This is a genomic window from Pseudomonas sp. RT6P73 (assembly GCF_054897715.1).
The window spans coordinates 2566557-2585497 of the sequence record NZ_JBUBUV010000002.1; the positions used below are offsets into that span (position 1 = coordinate 2566557).

The 18941-nt window shown below is 61.2% G+C and carries 14 protein-coding genes and 1 tRNA gene; 7 read left to right on the top strand and 8 right to left on the bottom strand.

Translation table 11 applies throughout. The annotated features are described in order from the left end of the window. Positions 1–2: 2 nt before the first annotated feature. From ACYZT6_RS12460 to ACYZT6_RS12470, 3 genes are all read right to left on the bottom strand, one after another. Positions 3–614 carry a Yip1 family protein gene (locus ACYZT6_RS12460; RefSeq protein WP_462027136.1) on the bottom strand — a complete coding sequence of 204 codons (612 nt, stop codon included), beginning with the start codon at positions 612–614 and terminating at the stop codon, positions 3–5. Positions 615–868: 254 nt separating this feature from the next. Next, complete coding sequence (locus tag ACYZT6_RS12465) at positions 869–1726, bottom strand: SDR family oxidoreductase (RefSeq protein ID WP_462027137.1); 858 nt, start codon at positions 1724–1726, stop codon at positions 869–871. Positions 1727–1938: 212 nt separating this feature from the next. Then, positions 1939–3093: a MalY/PatB family protein gene (locus ACYZT6_RS12470; RefSeq protein ID WP_462027138.1), complete on the bottom strand. Its 1155-nt coding sequence runs from the start codon at positions 3091–3093 to the stop codon at positions 1939–1941. 353 nt (positions 3094–3446) lie between these two features. Here ACYZT6_RS12470 and fdnG point away from each other — a divergent pair, with 353 nt between their 5' ends. The 7 genes from fdnG to ACYZT6_RS12505 all read left to right on the top strand — a co-directional run bounded on the left by fdnG (position 3447) and on the right by ACYZT6_RS12505 (position 12507). Next, the gene (gene fdnG / locus ACYZT6_RS12475) at positions 3447–6512 is read left to right on the top strand and encodes a formate dehydrogenase-N subunit alpha (RefSeq protein WP_462027139.1); all 3066 of its coding nucleotides are present in this window, start codon (positions 3447–3449) and stop codon (positions 6510–6512) included. Next, positions 6513–7448 (top strand): formate dehydrogenase subunit beta, encoded by a 936-nt coding sequence (gene fdxH / locus ACYZT6_RS12480; protein ID WP_462027140.1) that lies wholly within the window; start codon positions 6513–6515, stop codon positions 7446–7448. Continuing rightward, positions 7445–8098: a formate dehydrogenase subunit gamma gene (locus ACYZT6_RS12485; RefSeq protein WP_462027141.1), complete on the top strand. Its 654-nt coding sequence runs from the start codon at positions 7445–7447 to the stop codon at positions 8096–8098. The genes fdxH and ACYZT6_RS12485 overlap by 4 nt, the downstream gene beginning before the upstream one ends. A 4-nt stretch (positions 8099–8102) precedes the next feature. Beyond that, the gene (gene fdhE, locus ACYZT6_RS12490; protein ID WP_462027142.1) at positions 8103–9029 is read left to right on the top strand and encodes a formate dehydrogenase accessory protein FdhE; all 927 of its coding nucleotides are present in this window, start codon (positions 8103–8105) and stop codon (positions 9027–9029) included. A 50-nt stretch (positions 9030–9079) separates the two neighbouring features. Continuing rightward, complete coding sequence (gene selA / locus ACYZT6_RS12495; protein ID WP_462027143.1) at positions 9080–10501, top strand: L-seryl-tRNA(Sec) selenium transferase; 1422 nt, start codon at positions 9080–9082, stop codon at positions 10499–10501. Beyond that, a complete protein-coding gene (gene selB, locus ACYZT6_RS12500; RefSeq protein WP_462027144.1) occupies positions 10498–12405 on the top strand; it encodes a selenocysteine-specific translation elongation factor in 1908 nt (635 codons plus the stop codon). Before selA ends, selB begins: the two co-directional genes overlap by 4 nt. A gap of 6 nt (positions 12406–12411) precedes the next feature. Then, a tRNA-Sec gene (locus ACYZT6_RS12505) sits at positions 12412–12507 on the top strand. A 159-nt stretch (positions 12508–12666) separates the two neighbouring features. Here the strand turns inward: ACYZT6_RS12505 and ACYZT6_RS12510 are convergent. The 5 genes from ACYZT6_RS12510 to phbB form a co-directional block, all read right to left on the bottom strand. Then, complete coding sequence (locus tag ACYZT6_RS12510) at positions 12667–13977, bottom strand: OprD family porin (protein ID WP_462027145.1); 1311 nt, start codon at positions 13975–13977, stop codon at positions 12667–12669. Between the two features lie 61 nt (positions 13978–14038). Beyond that, positions 14039–14692 carry a hydrolase gene (locus ACYZT6_RS12515; RefSeq protein WP_462027146.1) on the bottom strand — a complete coding sequence of 218 codons (654 nt, stop codon included), beginning with the start codon at positions 14690–14692 and terminating at the stop codon, positions 14039–14041. Positions 14693–15098: 406 nt separating this feature from the next. Continuing rightward, positions 15099–16802, bottom strand: a complete 1704-nt coding sequence (gene phaC / locus ACYZT6_RS12520; RefSeq protein WP_462027147.1) for a class I poly(R)-hydroxyalkanoic acid synthase — start codon at positions 16800–16802, stop codon at positions 15099–15101. A gap of 99 nt (positions 16803–16901) precedes the next feature. Continuing rightward, a complete protein-coding gene (locus ACYZT6_RS12525; protein WP_462027148.1) occupies positions 16902–18080 on the bottom strand; it encodes an acetyl-CoA C-acetyltransferase in 1179 nt (392 codons plus the stop codon). A 57-nt stretch (positions 18081–18137) separates the two neighbouring features. Next, positions 18138–18884 (bottom strand): acetoacetyl-CoA reductase, encoded by a 747-nt coding sequence (gene phbB / locus ACYZT6_RS12530; protein WP_461982163.1) that lies wholly within the window; start codon positions 18882–18884, stop codon positions 18138–18140. Positions 18885–18941 lie beyond the last annotated feature (57 nt).

Consider the following 18941-nt stretch of genomic DNA (forward strand, 5'->3'; position numbering starts at 1 on the left):
AATCAACCGACTGTCGCGCGCAGGTATTCAGGCGTGAGCACGTTGAACCACAGCAGAATCATCGTCACCAGCATAGTCACCAATACCAGAAGCCCAACGCCCCAAATGCACGTGGCGTTGAGCAAGCCTTGTTCCTTGCGCTCGTGCATGAACGTCGGCAGGCCGACAAACAGCAAAAACGTCGAATAGGCCGAAGCCGCCATCAGCACAATGATCGCCAGCCAACGACTCGGGTACAGCCCGGCAAACCCGGCCAGGAAGAACGGCGTCGCGGTGTAGGCAGCAAAACCGATGCATTGATTAAGGGTCGGCCGCGCGTCGAAGCTGCGCGACATCCAGCGGATGAATCCCCCCATCACCGCCACGCCCGCGAGGATAGTGACGTACAGCAGCACGCAGAGTTGCAGCGCGCTATGGGTACTGAGTTTGACGGTTTCGTTCTCGGCCAGGCTCCAGCCTACATAGGTGGTCCCGATAAACAGGCAGACGGCGGGGATCAACGCGAGCAGCAGCAAGTGCGCGAGGTAATGGCGCGGGTGCGCTTCCTCTTCGCGGCGAATATCCGTCCAGGCGAAGTTGGGCTGAGTGAAGAGTTTGACGATAGGTGCGGACATGACGACCTCCTCGAGCGGCCCGTGATGGGGCCCTAAAGGTATTGAGCGGGGAGATTTGTCGGGGGTTCATTTTTTCGCTATTCCGCTGAGATCCTTGTAGCAGCTGCCGAGCAACGCGAGGCTGCGTTCGGCTGCGCAGCAGTCGTAAAACCATTCAACCACGGAGTATCAGAAAAACCGTGTATGCCGGATTTACGACTGCTGCGCAGCCGAACGCAGCCTCGCGTTGCTCGGCAGCTGCTACAAGCGGTTGGTCACAACATCGGTTTACCGCCGGTCACTCCGTAGCGCTGCCCGGTGATGTAACTGGCCTCGTCCGACGCCAGCAGCACGTAAATCGGCGCCACTTCCACCGGTTGTCCCGGGCGGCCCAGCGGGGTTTGCGAGCCGAAATTCTGCACCTCTTCATCGGGCATGGTCGAGACGATCAGCGGCGTCCAGATGGGCCCCGGTGCCACGCAGTTCACCCGAATGTTTTTCGGCCCGAGCAGCTGCGCCAGACCGCCGGTGAAGTTGGCGATCGCGCCCTTGGTCGTCGCGTAAGCGAGGAGGGTGGGCTTGGGCATGTCCGAGTTGACCGAACTGGTATTGATGATCGAACTGCCCGACTTCATGTGCTTCAGCGCGGCCTGGCAGATTCTGAACATGGCGGTGATGTTCACGTCGAAGGTCATCACCCACTCTTCGTCCGGGATGTCTTCAAAATTCTCGTGAGTCATCTGGAACGCGGCGTTATTGACCAGAATATCGATCCGGCCAAAGCGCTCGACCGTCTTGTCCACCAGGGCCTGGCATTCCACTTTTTGCGCCAGGTCGCCGGGCAGTAGCAGGGATTGACGACCGGCCTGTTCGACCCAGCGTGCGGTTTCCTGCGCGTCTTCATGTTCATTGAGGTAGGCGATCGCGACGTCGGCCCCTTCACGGGCGAAGGCGATGGCGACCGCTCGGCCGATGCCGCTGTCGCCCCCGGTGATCAGCGCGATCTTGCCGTCCAGCCGGCCCGAGCCTTTGTAGCTTTGTTCGCCACAGTCCGGGTACGGGTCCATTTTCTTTTGGGAGCCGGGAACAGGCTGGCCTTGCTTGGGGAAGGGTGGTTTTGGATAGTCAGTCATGGGAAATCTCCGATCTCTGGGCACAGGATTCAAAGGGTTGACCCTGGTGTTTTGCCTTGAGTTCGGTTGGATTTCAGCGAGTTCCCGAATACCCGACCCCACCCAAATCCCCTGTAGGAGCGAAGCTTGCTCGCGAAGGCGGTGTGTCAGTCATACATGTGTCGACTGGTACGCCGCCTTCGCGAGCAAGCTTCGCTCCTACAGGGATTTATTCAGATTTTTAGAGTACGCAAGCTTTGCTCCATACGCGCCAAACCTTCTTCAAGCAACGCCCTTGGGCAGCCGAAGTTCAGGCGCACGAATTGCCGGGCGTTGTCGCCGAAATCCAGGCCGGGGCTCAGGCCTACCTTGGCCTGGTTGAGGAAGAACTGCTGCGGATTGTCCAGCCCCAGGGCGGAGCAATCGAGCCATGCCAGGTACGTACCTTGCGGGATGTTGATCGTCACACCCGGCAAACGGCTGCGAACCGCTTCCACCAGGTAATCACGATTGCTTTGCAGGTACGCCTTCAACCCGGCCAGCCACGGGCCGCCTTCGCTGTAGGCAACGCGGGTCGCTTCCATGCCCAATGGGTTGACGCTGTCGACCATGCCGCAGCGGGCGTGGTTGACCTTCGCTCGCAACGCCGCGTCCTGAATGATCATGAAGGAGGTTTTCAGGCCGGCAATGTTGTAAGCCTTGCTCGCCGACATCAGGGTGATGGTGCGCTTGGCGATCTGCGGGCTGAGCGATGCCGTGGGAATGTGCACACGCCCGTCGAAGCACAACTCGGCATGAATCTCGTCGGAGATGATCCAGGCGTTCTGTTCCAGGCAGATGTCGGCCACCGCTTGCAGTTCTTCCCGTGGGAAAACTTTGCCCAACGGGTTATGCGGGTTGCTTAGCAGCAACGCACCGCCGCCGGTCAATGCCTGGCTCAAGGCCGCGAGCGGCGTGTCATACGTGCCGTCAGCCGACGCGTCGAATTCGAGTTCAACCTTGTTCAAACCCCAATGACTCGGTGCATGGCGCAACGGCGGGTAGTTCGGCACCTGGACCACAACGTTCTGTTGCGGCTCGATCAGCGCTTTCAGGGCCATGTTGAAACCCGACTCTACGCCCGGCAGGAAGATCAGTTCTTCAGGCAATACGCGCCAGGCGTATTTGTTCCAGAGGTCGGCCACGATGGCAGCGAGCAAATTTTCCTGAGGCACGCTGTAACCGACCATCGGGTGTTCCAGGCGTTTGCGCAGGGCTTCCAGGATGACCGGCGGCGCGGCGAAGTCCATGTCGGCGACCCACATCGGCAACACGTCGGCCGGGTAGCGGCTCCACTTGGTACTGCCGGTGTCGTGGCGGTCGAACACCTGATCAAAATCGAAGGTCATGCTCAGTCTCATAAAGGCCGGTTGGGTATGGCGCCCATGATAATCGCCAAGCCCCGGTGGGAGCGAGACGGTAATCGCCCGAACATCATAAAACCTGTGGGAGCGGGCTTGCCCGCGATAGCGGAGGGGCAGTCAATATTAGTGCTGGCTGTGCCGACGCCATCGCGGGCAAGCCCGCTCCCACAGGTTCGGGGTGATGGCTGATATTGCTGTGTTGTCCGATGGTCGGTTTTCATGCAGTCAGTTCTCCCATTGGCTAAAGTTTCAAAGGTCGGTAGCCACGCTGCCGCCACCGTGATCGTCCAGAAAAACCCGGCAAAAGTACCGGGTCTCCACCTGATCAGGAGTGCACGATGGACCTCAACCGTCGTCAGTTCTTCAAGGTCGCCGGTATCGGCCTTGCGGGCTCGAGCCTCGGCGCGCTGGGCATGCTTCCCGCGCCTGCCTTCGCCGAGCAAGTACGCCATTTCAAACTCGCCCACACCCATGAAACCCGCAACACCTGCCCGTACTGCTCGGTCGGCTGCGGATTGATCATGTACAGCCAGGGCGATAACGCCAAGAACGTCGCGCAAAGCATCATCCACATCGAAGGCGATGCCGATCACCCGGTCAACCGCGGCACCCTGTGCCCCAAAGGCGCAGGCCTGTTGGACTTCATTCATAGCCCCGGCCGCCTGCAATGCCCGCAAGTGCGCAAACCGGGCAGCACCGAGTGGACCCGCCTCTCCTGGAATGAAGCGCTGGATCGTGTTGCCGACCTGATGAAGGCCGACCGCGATGCAAACTTCATCGAGAAGAACGACAAGGGCGAAACGGTCAACCGCTGGTTGACCACCGGTTTCCTCGCGGCTTCGGCGGCATCCAACGAAGCGGGTTACATCACCCACAAGGTCATTCGCAGTCTCGGCATGCTGGGGTTTGATAACCAGGCGCGTGTCTGACACGGCCCGACGGTGGCAAGTCTTGCCCCGACGTACGGCCGTGGTGCCATGACCAATCACTGGACCGATATCGCCAATGCGAATCTGATCCTGGTGATGGGCGGCAACGCAGCAGAAGCGCACCCGTGCGGTTTCAAATGGGTGACCGAAGCCAAGGCGCACAACAAGGCGCGGCTGATCGTGGTCGATCCGCGTTTTACCCGGACTGCCTCGGTGGCCGACTATTACGCGCCGATTCGCACCGGCACCGACATTGCCTTCATGGGCGGGTTAATCAATTACCTGCTGACCGAGGACAAGATCCAGCACGAATACGTGCGCAATTACACCGACGTGTCGTTCATCGTCAAAGCCGGGTATGGCTTCGAGGACGGCATCTTCAGCGGTTACGACGCCGCCAAGCGCACCTATACCGACAAATCCGGCTGGGGTTATGAACTCGGTGAGGACGGTTTCGTCAAGGTCGACCCGTCCCTGCACGACCCGCACTGCGTCTATCAATTGATGAAGCAGCATTACAGCCGCTACAACATCCAGTTGGCCAGCCAGATTTGCGGCATGCCGGTCGATGCCATGCAGAAAATCTGGGAAGAAATCGCCACCTGCTCGCAACCGGGCAAGACCATGACGATTCTCTATGCGCTGGGCTGGACCCAGCACTCGATCGGCTCGCAAATCATCCGCAGCGCAGCGATGGTGCAACTGTTGTTGGGCAACGTCGGCATGCCGGGCGGGGGGGTCAATGCCTTGCGCGGGCACTCCAACATTCAGGGCCTGACCGACCTCGGGCTGCTGTCCAACTCGCTGCCGGGCTACCTGACCTTGCCGGGCGACGCCGAGCAGGATTACACCGCCTACATCACCAAGCGCACGCAAATGCCATTGCGTCCGGGGCAACTGTCCTACTGGCAGAACTACAGCAAATTCCATGTCAGCCTGATGAAAGCCTGGTACCGCGACAACGCCACGCTCGAGAACAACTGGGCTTACGACTATTTGCCGAAACTGGACATTCCCAACTACGACATCCTCAAAGTGTTCGACCTGATGGGCCAGGGCAAGGTCAACGGCTACTTTTGCCAGGGCTTCAACCCCATCGCGGCGCTGCCCGACAAGAACCGCGTGATGGCGGCGCTGGCCAAGTTGAAATGGCTGGTGGTGATGGACCCGCTGTCCACCGAAACCTCGGAGTTCTGGCGCAATGTCGGGCCGTACAACGACGTGGAAACCGCCGGTATCCAGACCGAAGTGATTCGCCTGCCCACCACCTGTTTCGCCGAGGAGGACGGCTCGCTGGTCAACAGCAGCCGCTGGCTGCAATGGCACTGGAAAGGCGCCGACGGGCCGGGCGAAGCGCGCACCGACGTGGCGATCATGAGCGAGCTGTTCCTGCGTCTGCGTCAACGCTATCAAGCCAAGGGCGGCGCCTATCCCGATCCGATCCTCAAACTGTCGTGGCCGTACAAGATCGCCGACGAACCCACGCCGGAAGAACTGGCGCGGGAAATCAACGGTTATGCCACCGCTGACTTCACCGATGCCACCGGCGCGACGATCAAGAGCAACGCGCAACTGGCCGGTTTCGGTCAGCTCAAGGACGATGGCAGCACGGCTTCCGGTTGCTGGATTTTCTGCGGCAGCTGGACCGAGACCGGCAACCAGATGGCCCGGCGCGACAACAACGACCCTTATGGCATGCATCAACATCAAGGGTGGGCCTGGGCCTGGCCGGCCAACCGACGGATTCTCTACAACCGCGCTTCGGCCGACCCGCAAGGCAAACCGTGGGACGAGAAAAAACGCCTGGTGTGGTGGAACGGCAAAGCCTGGGGCGGCACCGACGTGCCGGACTTCAAGGCCGACACGCCTCCGGAAGCCGGGATGAATCCGTTCATCATGAACCCCGAAGGCGTGGCGCGATTCTTCGCCGTCGACAAGATGAACGAGGGCCCATTCCCCGAGCACTACGAGCCGTTCGAGACCCCGATCGGCATCAACCCGCTGCACCCGGAAAACAAGAAAGCCACCAGCAACCCGGCGGCGCGGATCTTCGATTCGGTGTGGGATTCCCTCGGCTTGGCCAAGGATTATCCGTACGCGGCGACGAGTTATCGGCTGACCGAGCATTTCCACTTCTGGAGCAAGCATTGCAAGCTCAACGCGATTTCCCAACCCGAGCAATTCGTCGAGATCGGTGAAGTGTTGGCCAAGGAGAAAGGCATCGTGGCCGGCGACCGGGTTCGCGTCAGCTCCAAGCGCGGGCACATCGAAGCGGTGGCGGTGGTGACCAAGCGGATCCGTCCGCTGCAGGTCAACAATCAAGTGGTGCATCAGATCGGCATCCCGCTGCACTGGGGGTTTACCGGCCTCACGCGCCACGGTTACCTGACTAACACACTGGTGCCGTTCCTCGGCGATGGCAACACACAGACCCCGGAATCCAAGTCATTCCTGGTCAACGTGGAGAAAGTCTAAATGGCCAGCCAAGACATCATCGCCCGTTCGGCCACTACCACGGTCTCGCCATCGGTGCGCAATCAAGAGGAAGTGGCCAAGCTGATCGACACCACCAAGTGCATCGGCTGCAAGGCCTGCCAGGTCGCCTGCTCGGAATGGAACGAGTTGCGCGACGATGTCGGCCACAACCTCGGCACCTACGACAACCCTCAAGACCTCAGCGCAGAAACCTGGACCTTGATGCGCTTCACCGAGCATGAAACCGTCGCCGGAAACCTTGAGTGGCTGATCCGCAAGGACGGCTGCATGCACTGCGCCGAGCCGGGTTGCCTGGCGGCGTGCCCAAGCCCGGGGGCGATCATCAAGCACGCCAATGGCATCGTCGATTTCGATCAGGACCATTGCATCGGCTGCGGTTATTGCATCACTGGCTGCCCGTTCAACATTCCGCGGATTTCGCAAAAGGATCACAAGGCCTACAAATGCACCTTGTGTTCGGACCGGGTGGCAGTGGGGCTGGAACCGGCCTGCGTGAAAACCTGCCCGACCGGCGCGATCGTGTTCGGCAGCAAGGAAGACATGAAGGAACATGCCGCCGAACGCATCGTCGACCTGAAAAGCCGTGGCTTCGATCACCCCGGCCTGTACGACCCCGAAGGCGTGGGCGGCACGCATGTCATGTACGTGCTGCATCACGCGGACACGCCGACGCTCTACGCCGGTTTGCCGAGCAGTCCGACGATCAGTCCGTTGGTGGAATTGTGGAAGGGCGTGAGCAAGCCCTTGGGATTATTGGCCATGGGCCTGGCGGTGCTGGCCGGGTTCTTCCATTACGTGCGCGTCGGGCCGCAGTTGGTTGAAGAGGATGAATTGCCGCCGCTCAAGGACCCGGCGGTGCATGAAGTCGATCCATCGGTGCACACCTTTGATCCGCGTGGGGAGGACAGACCATGATCCGCAGACAGATCCTGCGCTATACCTCGAACCAGCGCACCAACCACTGGCTGGTGGCGATCCTGTTTTTCATGGCCGCGCTGTCAGGGCTGGCCCTGTTTCATCCGGCGTTGTTCTGGCTCAGCCACCTGTTCGGCGGCGGGTCGTGGACGCGCATCCTGCACCCGTTCATGGGCGTGGTGATGTTTGTGCTGTTCCTCGGCCTGGTGATTCAGTTCTTTCGGGCGAACTTCTTTATCAGCAATGACCGGTTGTGGCTCCGGCGCGTCGGGCGGGTCATGCGCAACGAGGAGGAGGGCGTGCCGCCGATTGGCAAGTACAACCCAGGACAGAAGTTACTGTTCTGGATCTTGCTGCTTTGCATGCTGGTGTTGCTGTTCAGCGGGCTGGTGATCTGGCGTGCGTATTTCAGCGAATACTTCGGCATCACCTCGATTCGCTGGGCGATGTTGCTGCATGCCTTGGCGGGGTTTGTGCTGGTGCTGAGCATCATCATCCACATCTACGCTGGCATCTGGATCAAAGGCTCGGTCAGCGCCATGGTGCATGGCTGGGTCAGCCGCGCCTGGGCGAGGAAGCACCATGCACTCTGGTATCGGGAAGTGACCCGGGACGAAAACCCTGATCACCCGATCCGCAAAAAAGGATGACCCCTTGGCAACCATTCTTGAGCCTGGAGAGATCGAAGCGGCGGCCGGTTCACCGCCGTTCCTGCACCTGCCACCGAACAACCTGTTCGCGTTGCGGGCGCTGCGTCTGGAAAAACTGGCGGACGGGCACCCACTGGCCGATTACCTGCGACTGGTGGTCGAACTGTGCCGTGTTCAGCAGAACCTGTTGGACGATCCACCGAATGCTGCGCCGCTTGATCGCGACCGCCTAAGAGTGTGCCAGCAACACGGCTTGCCACCGTTCGCCGCCGACAGCCTGGTGCGCGAGGACACTTGGTTGCCGTATCTCGACGCCTTGTTGCAGCGATATTCGCCACCGACAAACTCTGCTGTCGAGAAAGCCGTCGCATCCTTGCGCAACGCCAATAACGGCCAACGCAAAGCCTGGGCGATTGCCCTGGTCAGCGGCCAGTATTCACTGCTGCCGGCGGCGCTGGTGCCGTTTCTCGGCGCGGCGTTGCAGGCCGCCTTCAGTCATTGGCTGCTGAACAGGCCAGGCCTGGCACTGAAACCCGGCGACAGCCTCAGCCAATGCCCGGCCTGTGGTTCACCTGCGATGGTCGGGGTGATTCGTCATCGCGGCAAACACAACGGTTTGCGTTATCTGGTGTGCTCGTTGTGCGCCTGCGAATGGCATGTGGTGCGGGTCAAATGCGTGTATTGCGAACAAAGCAAAGGACTGGAATACGTCAGCCTCGATGACGACCGTCATGCCGCCAATCAGGCGCCGTTGCGCGCCGAAACCTGCCCCGGTTGCCACAGCTACCTGAAACTGTTGTACCTGGAAAACGACGCCGAGGCCGAAGCGCTCTCGACCGACCTGACCAGCCTGATGCTGGACATGCGTCTGGAACAGGAAGGTTACGTGCGCCCCGCACCGAATCTTCTGCTGGCTCCCGGAGGCGAATAAGTACAGCGGCTACACTCAGGCGCGACGGTCAACGTTTGCGGGAGCGCCTGATGTCTGCCAGATCCGCCAGCCCAGCCTTGCGGCTGCCTTCCATCGACAGTTTGTTGCGCCATCCGGCGTGTCAGCCATTGGCCGAACGGTATGGGCGTGACGCGCTGCTGGCGAGTCTGCGGCAACTGCTGGATGACCTGCGCGAACCGGTGCTTTTGAGCCAGCTCGACGCCGTTGAAATCACCCCCGAAGTCTTGGCCGGCAGAGCGGGCGAGCGCCTGGCCCTCCAGCATCGCCGCCACGTGCGCCGGGTGTTCAACCTGACCGGCACGGTGCTGCACACCAACCTCGGTCGAGCATTGCTGCCGGACGAAGCCATCGAAGCCGTACAAATGGCCGCCCGCTACCCGCTCAATCTGGAATTCGACCTGCACAGCGGCAAACGCGGCGATCGCGACGACTTGATCGAAGGCCTGATCCGCGAATTGACCGGTGCCGAAGCGGTGACCGTGGTCAACAACAATGCTGCCGCGGTGCTGCTGACGCTCAACAGTCTGGGCGCGCGCAAGGAAGGGATCATTTCCCGGGGCGAGCTGATCGAAATCGGCGGCGCGTTCCGCATTCCCGACATCATGGCCCGGGCCGGCGTCCGGCTGCATGAGGTCGGCACCACCAACCGCACCCATGCCCGGGATTACGAGGCGGCCATCGGCCCGCGCAGTGGGTTGGTGATGCGGGTGCATGCGAGCAATTACGCCATTGAAGGTTTCACCGCTCGCGTGCCGACAGCCGAATTGGCTGACCTAGCGCATAAACACGGGCTGCCGCTGCTCGAGGACCTCGGCAGCGGCAGTCTGCTGGACCTGACTCGTTGGGGTTTGCCCGCCGAGCCCACGGTGCGTCAGGCGCTGATCGATGGTGCGGACATCGTCACCTTCAGCGGCGACAAGTTACTCGGGGGGCCTCAGGCCGGGTTGATCGTTGGCCGCAAAGACCTGATCGCGAAGATCAAAAAGAACCCGCTCAAGCGTGCGTTGCGGGTCGACAAGTTGACCTTGGCGGCCCTGGAAGCGGTGTTGGGGTTGTACCGCAATCCCGACCGACTGGCCGAACGGCTGCCGAGTCTGCGCCTACTGACCCGAGCGCAAGCCGACATCCTCGCCCAGGCAGAGCGCCTGCAACCGTCATTGGCGCAGGCCGTGGGCGACGGCTGGAACGTCAGCGCGGTGCCGGCGTTGGGCATGATTGGCAGCGGCAGCCAACCGGTGGCTCGCCTGCCGAGCGCGGCGTTATGCCTGCGGCCCAATGTGTCCAAACGCTTGCGCGGACGGCAATTACTGGGGCTGGAGGCCGCATTTCGTCAGTTGGCCATTCCGGTGCTGGGCCGACTTGACGACGACGCGCTGTGGCTGGACTTGCGCCAACTGGATGACGAAGCCGCGTGGCTGGAGCAGCTCGATCAATTGCAGGTGCCAGGGTGATTGTCGGCACTGCCGGGCACATCGACCACGGCAAGACAGCGTTGCTCCAGGCGTTGACCGGCCAGGCCGGCGACCGCCGGCGGGAAGAGCGCGAACGCGGCATGACCATCGACCTCGGTTATCTCTACGCAGCGCTGGAGCCGGGTGCGGCACTGACCGGGTTTATCGACGTGCCCGGTCATGAACGCTTCACCCACAACATGCTGGCCGGGGCTCAGGGCATCGATCTGGTGTTGCTGGTGGTCGCCGCGGATGACGGCGTCATGCCTCAGACCCGCGAACATCTGGCGATCGTCGAACTGCTGGGCATCCCTCGGGCCTTGGTGGCGATCAGCAAATGCGATCGCGTCGATCAGGCTCGGGTGCAAGCCGTACGCGAACAGATCGAAACCTTGTTGGCTCCCGGTCCTTTTGCCAGCGCGCCGCAGATCGCGCTGTCGAGCGTGACCGGGGAGGGCGTCGAGACATTGCGACAGGCGTTGCTGGACGCGCAGCGTGATGTCCTTTCGCGCAGCACGAGCGGCGGTTTTCGTCTGGCGATTGATCGTGCGTTCAGCGTGGCCGGCGCCGGCATTGTGGTGACCGGCACGGCGCTGTCCGGACAGGTTGCCGTGGGCGACACACTGACGCTCGGTCCGCTGGGCAAAGCCGTGCGGGTGCGTGGCTTGCATGCGCAGAATCAAGCCGCTGACACTGGGTTTGCAGGTCAGCGAGTCGCGCTGAACCTGAGTGCCGAGCGCTTGGCACTGGAGCAGATTCACCGTGGTCACTGGCTGGTGGCCGAATGGCTGTATGCACCGACCCAGCGCCTGGATATCGAGATGCAATTGTTGGTCAGCGAACCCAAGCCCTTCGAGCATTTTCAGCCGGTGCATGTTCACTTAGGGACTCAGGACGTCACGGGGCGAGTGGCGCTGTTAGAAGGTTCCGGCGTTGCGCCGGGTGAGCGAATGCTTGCGCAGATCCTGTTGAATGTGCCGGTGCAGGCGGTGAAGGGCGACCCTTTGATTCTGCGTGACCAGAGCGCCCAACGGACCCTCGGCGGTGGTCGGGTGCTCGACCCGTTCGCGCCGACCCGACACCGTCGCAGCCCCGAGCGATTGGCGCAACTGCAGGCGCTCGCCACATGCAGTGATCTGGAAGCCGTGTTGCCCGCGTTATTGGTGAACAGCGAAACCGGGCTCGATCCGCAGCACCTGGAGCGACAGTTCAATCGGCCGCGTGACACCTGGGTCCTGCCCGCCGATGTGCGCTTGATCAACACGCGCCAAGGCCCGTTGCTGTTTAGCGCCGTGCGTTGGGAATCCCTGAAAGCGCCGTTGCTGGAGCATCTGGCACGTTTCCATCAACTCGAACCGGATCAGATGGGGCCCGACCGGGATCGCCTGCGCCGCTTCACCGGTACCGCGCTGGATCGGCCGACGTTCATCAGCCTGCTCGACGAATTACTGGCCAGCGGCGCCATGGCTGCCAGCGGGCCGTGGCTGCATTTACCCGAGCATCAGGTGCGCTTGAGTGAAGACGATGAAGCCCTGTGGCATCAGGTGCAGCCGTTGTTCGAACAGGCCGGTTTCAATGCGCCGTGGGTACGTGATCTTGGCCATGACGAAGCGGCGGTGCGCCTGCTGCTGCGCAAAATGGCGAGGCTGGGACTGGTGCACCAGATCGTCCGCGACCTGTTCTACACCGACGCAGTCATCCGCCGATTGGCGGCTATGCTTGTGCAACTGGCGGCCCAGAACCCGGTGATTCAGGTCGCAGCGTTTCGCGATGCGGTGGGCCTGGGGCGCAAGCGCAGCATCCAGATTCTCGAATACTTCGACCGACTGGGCCTGACCCGACGCTTTGGCGACACGCGTCATCTCCGTCTCGATAATGCCCTGGCCCAAGCATCAGAACACTGACTTCAAGGAAGGCAATCGCGCCCGGTGGCGCGGCCGGGCTTCAAACCCGGTTGGGGACGGCATCCGTTCCCGGGCAGGTTCGACTCCGGCTGCCTTCCGCCATTATCCCGTGCACCCTTTATCTCCTGTGGGAGCGAGCCTGCTCGCGATGGCGGTGGGTCAGTTTGCATCGATGTCGAATGAGCTGACGCCATCGTCGGAACGCCGCCCGGAGCCGGCTCGCTCCCACACTGGGACGGTGGTCACTGCATCACATTCCCTTCAGAGATGCCCGAAGTTCAGCGGGTACTGGATGACCACGTACACCCGGTCAATATCATCCCCCGCCTGCGCCGTGTTGGCCCGATGCGACACGTGGGACAGTTGCACGGACAAGCCCTTGGCCGCGCCGGACTGCACGATGTAGTGCAGGTCTATGTCGCGCTCCCAATGCCGGCCGCCATCGCCTTGTTGCGGCACGTATTCACCGACTGACTCATCAAAAGGGTTGTAGGCGCCGCCCTTGGGCGCATGGGTGCCGTCGATCTGGCTGCCCATGACGTATCGCGTCATGAATGTCAGGCCGGGAATCCCGAAGGTGCTTAAATCGAGGTCGTAACGCGCCTGCCATGAGCGTTCGTGGGCGCCGTTGAAGTCGGCGTACTTGATCGAGTTGGCGAGGTAGATCGAGTCGCCGCCGACAAAATCGAACGGCGTGTCGCCATTGATTTTTTGATAAGCCAGGGTGAAGGCATACGCATCGACGGTGTACTTGCCCGACAGGCTGAATGCGGTGGTATCGATGGCGCCGGCCAGCGCTTTGCTGGTGTTTTGCGTGTGGTAGAGATTGGCGTCGAGCAACACCCCGGGCTGCTTCAGGTGCAGGTTGGCGTAGTACTGATGCCAGGTGTCGGTCAGTTCTGAGGCGTAGAGCGCGCCGCCGACAGGGCTTTGAGTGAACAGGTCGGTGCCGAGAAAGGTAATGCCGCCGGCTTCGGTGCTGGCGCCGTAGCCGTAGAAGTTGCCCTTGCCCGAAGAACTGTCCTGATTTTTGAACGCCGTGAAATGCCCGGCAACCAGATTCATGCCGTCGATTTCGTGGCTGTTCAGCAGGAAGCCTGTGGCGTACTCCGGTTGCAGGCGTTTGTCCGCGGTGTCGAACACCGGGGTTTCCACCATCATTTCGCCGAAGGCCAGGCTGGTTCGGGAGGCTCTGATTTTCAGTGCGCCGCCGCCACTGGAATAGTTGTCTTCGCTACGACCGTCATCGTCGACCGGCAGCAATCCTGTCCCGGAATGTCCTTTGCCACCGTCCAGTTTCAATCCCAGAAAGGTGTGGGCATCCAGGCCAAAGCCAAGTGTGCCGGGTGTGAAACCAGATTCAAAAGCGCTGATAAAGCCTTGAGCCCACTCGGCTTTATAGCTTTTTCCTGTGGGCGAAGGGGATCGGTAGTCGCTGTTGAGGTAGAAGTTGCGGCTGAGCACTTCAAGCGTCGCACCGTCCAGAAACCCTTGTGCGGGTTCATCAGCCAAGGCTGTCCCGGCGAATAGCATCGACAACCAAAAGGGAAGGTCTTGCTTGCGAAACTTCATCGTCAATCACCATGCAGCAGCGACTGCGCAATGTCCGCAGCCGCGCTTTTATAGGAAAACCTTAGTGGCCTTCCGAGGCACCGAACATGGTTTTGGCGTAGATCAGGCCAAGGCCGTAGGAGCCACCGTTGGCAATCGAGGTTTTCACGGTTTCTTCGTAGGTTTCGGTACGTGCCCAGTCGCGCTGCAGTTCCAGCAAGTATTGCAGCGAAGTCATCGGACGGGCGCCGATCTGGATCATGCGCTGCATCGCCATTTCATGAGCTTCGGTGCTGACGTCGCCACAGGCATCGGCAATCACGTAGACCTCGAAACCCTGGTCGATGGCCGACAGCGCCGGGCCGACGATGCACACCGAGGTCCACAGGCCGGCGAGGACGATTTTCTGTTTGCCGAAGGCGTTGACTTCGACGGCAATGCGCTCGTCTTCCCAGGTGTTCATGCTGGTGCGGTCGATGACGTTGTGTTCCGGGAACACCGACTTGATTTCGTCGAAGATCGGGCCGGAAAAGCTCTTCTCGGCGACGGTGGTCAGGATCGTCGAAACCTTGAAGCCACGCGCAGCCTTGGCCACGAGCGCAGCGTTGTTGCGCAGGGTTACGGCGTCGATCGACTTGGTTGCAAAGGACATCTGCGACTGGTGATCGATCATGATCAGGGTGTGGTCGGTCGGGGTCAGCAGGGTTTTGCCGGGAACAGCTTTGGCGGTGGCCATGGCGAGGTCCTTACGGGGTGAGTGAGGAGGCCATGGTCGCCGGGATTGTGTCGGGAATATTGAGTCGGTGTGCTGTGTTTGGCGCTTTTTTGCGGAGAGCGAGGGAGCTTTTCGGAACGCCACTTCTGTAGCAGCTGTCGAGCTTGCGAGGCTGCGTTCGGCTCGGTCCGCGCTCGGGCGCAGCAGTCGTAAAAACCTGAGTACGCGGTGAGTCTGATGCACCGCATTGTCTGACCTTACGACTGCTGCGCCCGAGCGCGGACCGAGCCGAACGCAGCCTCGCAAGCTCGACAGCTGCTACAGAGCCGAACGCAGCCTCGCAAGCTCGACAGCTGCTACAGAGCCGGGCGCAGGCTGCTACAAGGTAGGCGCTGAGCCCGGGTTTTTCGCCGCGCGGGGCTGTCCGTCATTGCATCACATAACGCCCGGGTGCCGATTCCAGCGCCGGGTATTGCGTGTTACCAGTGTGCAGCACCGAAGGCTGGCGCTCGCCGGCCTGTTCCGCGAGCCAGACGAACCAGTCATTCCACCAGCTGCCGGCATGCTCTTGGGCATTCATGAACCAGGACTCAGGGTCCTTCGTGACCCGGTTGTTGGTCCAGTAATGGCGTTTTTCCTTGGCTGGCGGATTGATTACCCCGGCGATATGCCCCGAGGCACCCAGCACAAAGCGCTTGGTCCCGGAGAGCAATTGGGTGCTGGCATAAGCGCTGCGCCACGGCACGATGTGATCGTCATGGGTGGCCAGGATGTACGCCGGCGCATCGATGGCGCGCAGGTCCAGCTTGACCCCGCAGCAGTCCAGCTCGCCGGATTTCAGGTCGTTTTGCAGGTAGGTGTGGCGCAGATACCAGCAGTACATCGGCCCCGGAAGATTGGTGCTGTCGTTGTTCCAGAACAGCAGGTCGAGGGGGATCGGCTTCTGGCCCTTGAGGTATTTGTCGACGTTGTAGTTCCACCACAAATCGTTGGGGCGCAGCAGCGAGAACGTATTGCCCATGTCCTCGCCCTTGAACAAGCCGATGGGGCCATCCAGGCCGCCGATGGTGCGTTCGCGGTAGGCCACCAGTTGCTCGTCGACGAAGATGTCGATGGGACCGGTGTCGAGGTAATCGAGGAACGTGGTCAGCAAGCTCACGCTGGCGATGTCCTTGTCGCCGCGCGCCGCCAGAACCGCCAGCGCCGAACTCAACAACGTGCCGCCGATGCAGAAACCTACGCAGTTGGGGCGTTGCTCGCCGCTGATCTCGCGGGTCACTTGCAGGCCTTTGATGATGCCGGTTTCGATCAGATCATCCCAGGTAGTACCGGCGTGCGCCTGATCGAAGTTGCGCCACGACATCAGGTACACCGGGTGGCCTTGTTGCAGCAGATGGCGAACCATCGAGTTGTCCGGGCGCAGGTCGAGGATGTAGTACTTGTTGATCGACGGCGGGACGATGAACACCGGGCGCCGGTACTGGGTTTCGCTTTGCGGGTAGTACTGAATCAGCTGGAACAGTTCGTTCTCGAACACCACTTCGCCGGGGGTGTTGGCCAGATCGACGCCGACCTTGAAAGCGCCGCTGTCGCACTGGCGCATCTTGCCTTCTTGCAGGTCGCTGGCCAGGTGCAACAAACCGGTGAACAGGCTGCCGCCCTGAGTGTCGACGACGCGCTGCAAGGCATCGGGGTTGCTCGCCAAAAAGTTGCTGGGCGCTCCGGCGGCAATCGCTTGTTCCACCAGGTACAGCAGGCGCTGGCGGGGTTTCTTGTCTTTGATCGGCAGTTTGTCGAGCAGCTTCAGCAGGAAACCGGCGTTGAGCAGGTAGAACGCCGCAAGGGAGCCGAACAGCGGCGTGCTCCAGTTGCCGCTGGAAAAACGTCGATCTTCAAAGGAGAACGGCTGGCCGGTCAGCAAACGCTGGCCCAGATCACCCCATTGGGTTTGATACTCGGCTTGCAGGCTTTCCAGCGTAGTTCGCGGCAGGTCGAACCACTCGTCGTAGGCCTGGCCGGTGAACCATGGATTGGTGCTGACCCACAGGCGTAATTGTTGCACTGCAAAGGAGGCAATGAACGGGACCTGGCCGGACCAGAAGGTGTTGAAAGTGTGCGCGTTATTGTCCATGGAACTCCTTGCCCACATCGGTAAACCGGGCAGAAAAAAACCGCGGTGCCGCAATTCGGCACCGCGTCAGCAGTCAAGCAAGCAGTCCTGTGTTTCTTGTTATCGTTCGATGACCAGGCTGACGCCTTGGCCGCCACCGATGCACAACGTGGCCAGGCCTTTTTTGCCGTCACGGCGAATCAGTTCGTGCACCAGCGACACCAGAATCCGCGCGCCCGAGGCACCGATCGGGTGACCCAGGGCAATGGCGCCACCGTTGACGTTGACCTTGGCGGTGTCCCAGCCCAGTTCTTTGCCGACCGCCAAGGATTGCGCGGCGAACGCTTCGTTGGCTTCGATCAGGTCGAGTTCGTCCAGGCTCCAGCCGGCTTTCTCCAGCACCAGGCGGGTGGCCGGGACCGGGCCGATGCCCATGATCGACGGGTCCACGCCCGCGCTGGCGTTAGCCTTGATGCGCGCCAGTACCGGCAAGCCGAGGGCCTGGGCCTTGGCGGCGCTGGCCAGCAGCAACACGGCGGCGCCATCGTTGAGGGTCGACGAGTTGCCGGCAGTCACGCTGCCGTTTTTCTGGAACGCCGGCTTGAGGTTGCCCAAGGCTTGCAGCGTGCTGTCCGGGCGCGGTTGTTCATCCGTGTCGAACACCAGCGGGTCGCCCTTGCGCTGGGGAATCAGGATCGGGGTGATTTCACGTTTGAAATAGCCTGCTTCGATGGCCGCGGCAGCTTTTTGTTGCGAGGCGGCGGCGAAGACGTCCTGTGCCTCTCGGCTGATGCTGTATTGGTGAGCCAGATTCTCCGCGGTGATGCCCATGTGGTAATCGTTGAAGGCGTCCCACAAACCATCCTGAATCACGCTGTCTTGCAATTGCGCATGACCCAGACGCAGACCGGTGCGTGCCTTGGGCAACACATAGGGCGCCAGGCTCATGTTTTCCTGACCGCCGGCAATCACCAGTTCGGCGTCGCCGCAACGGATCGCCTGGACGGCCAGTTGCACAGCCTTGAGGCCTGAGCCACAGACCTTGTTCAGGGTCAGGGCCGGGGTGGTGAACGGCAGGCCGGCCTTGATTGCCGTCTGGCGTGCCGGGTTTTGCCCGGAACCTGCGGTGAGCACCTGGCCGAGGATCACTTCATCGATCTGCGCGCCGTCCAGACCGGTCTCTTCCAGCAGACGGCGAATGACTGCTGCGCCCAGTTCAGTGGCTGGAATCGCGGACAGGGCACCTTGAAAACTGCCGATGGCGGTACGAGTAGCGGCAACGATTACGACTTCGTTCATGCGTGACCTCATTAAAATGTTGTCGAGCGGGAGCAGGGCGTCCATGCCCTGATAGGTCTACTGCATGTTCATGCCGCCGTTCACCGAGAAGTCGGCGCCGGTGCTGTAGCCCGATTCATCGGAAGCCAGCCAGGCGACGATCGAGGCGATTTCTTCAGGTTGGCCGAGGCGCCCGACCGGGGTCGCCGCGATCATGGTGTCGAGAATGTCCGGGCGGATGGCCGCGGTCATGCTGGTCTGGATGTAACCCGGGGAGACGGTGTTGACGGTCACGCCCTTGCCGGACACTTCCCGCGCCAGTGCCATGGTGAAGCCATGGATGCCGGCCTTGGCCGCGCTGTAATTGGTCTGGCCGAACTGGCCACGCTGACCGTTGATCGAGGAGATATTGATCACCCGTCCCCAACCCTTGGCCAACATCCCCTCGATCACCTGCTTGGTGGTGTTGAACAGGCCCGTCAGGTTGGTGCCGATGACCGCGTTCCAGTCTTCGGGCGTCAGCTTGCGAAAGGAGGCATCGCGAGTGATGCCGGCGTTGTTGACCAGCACATCGACCGGGCCGAATTGTTCACGCGCCATCTCGAAGGCCTTGCGCGTCGACTCCCAATCGGTGATGTCGCCGTAGATACATTCGAACTGATAACCCGCCGCCAATTGAGTGGCAATCCAGTCATTCTTGCGGGCGGAATCCGCGCTGCAACCGACGATGACCTTGAATCCTTCCTTGTACAGGCGCTGGCTAATCGCCGTACCAATCCCACCCATACCACCCGTGACCAACGCAATACGACCAAGCGACTTCATAAGCTTCGTTCCTTTTTGGTTTTTGCGCTGCAAGATGCAAGGATTGTTCGGTATTGG

Coding starts and splice junctions, on each gene's coding strand:
- selA (WP_462027143.1), top strand. CDS start 9,080: ATGTCTGCCAGATCCGCCAGCCCAGCCTTGCGGCTGCCTTCCATCGAC.
- phbB (WP_461982163.1), bottom strand. CDS start 18,884: ATGAAGTCGCTTGGTCGTATTGCGTTGGTCACGGGTGGTATGGGTGGG.
- ACYZT6_RS12470 (WP_462027138.1), bottom strand. CDS start 3,093: ATGACCTTCGATTTTGATCAGGTGTTCGACCGCCACGACACCGGCAGT.
- ACYZT6_RS12515 (WP_462027146.1), bottom strand. CDS start 14,692: ATGGCCACCGCCAAAGCTGTTCCCGGCAAAACCCTGCTGACCCCGACC.
- fdxH (WP_462027140.1), top strand. CDS start 6,513: ATGGCCAGCCAAGACATCATCGCCCGTTCGGCCACTACCACGGTCTCG.
- ACYZT6_RS12460 (WP_462027136.1), bottom strand. CDS start 614: ATGTCCGCACCTATCGTCAAACTCTTCACTCAGCCCAACTTCGCCTGG.
- ACYZT6_RS12525 (WP_462027148.1), bottom strand. CDS start 18,080: ATGAACGAAGTCGTAATCGTTGCCGCTACTCGTACCGCCATCGGCAGT.
- ACYZT6_RS12485 (WP_462027141.1), top strand. CDS start 7,445: ATGATCCGCAGACAGATCCTGCGCTATACCTCGAACCAGCGCACCAAC.
- ACYZT6_RS12465 (WP_462027137.1), bottom strand. CDS start 1,726: ATGACTGACTATCCAAAACCACCCTTCCCCAAGCAAGGCCAGCCTGTT.
- ACYZT6_RS12510 (WP_462027145.1), bottom strand. CDS start 13,977: ATGAAGTTTCGCAAGCAAGACCTTCCCTTTTGGTTGTCGATGCTATTC.
- phaC (WP_462027147.1), bottom strand. CDS start 16,802: ATGGACAATAACGCGCACACTTTCAACACCTTCTGGTCCGGCCAGGTC.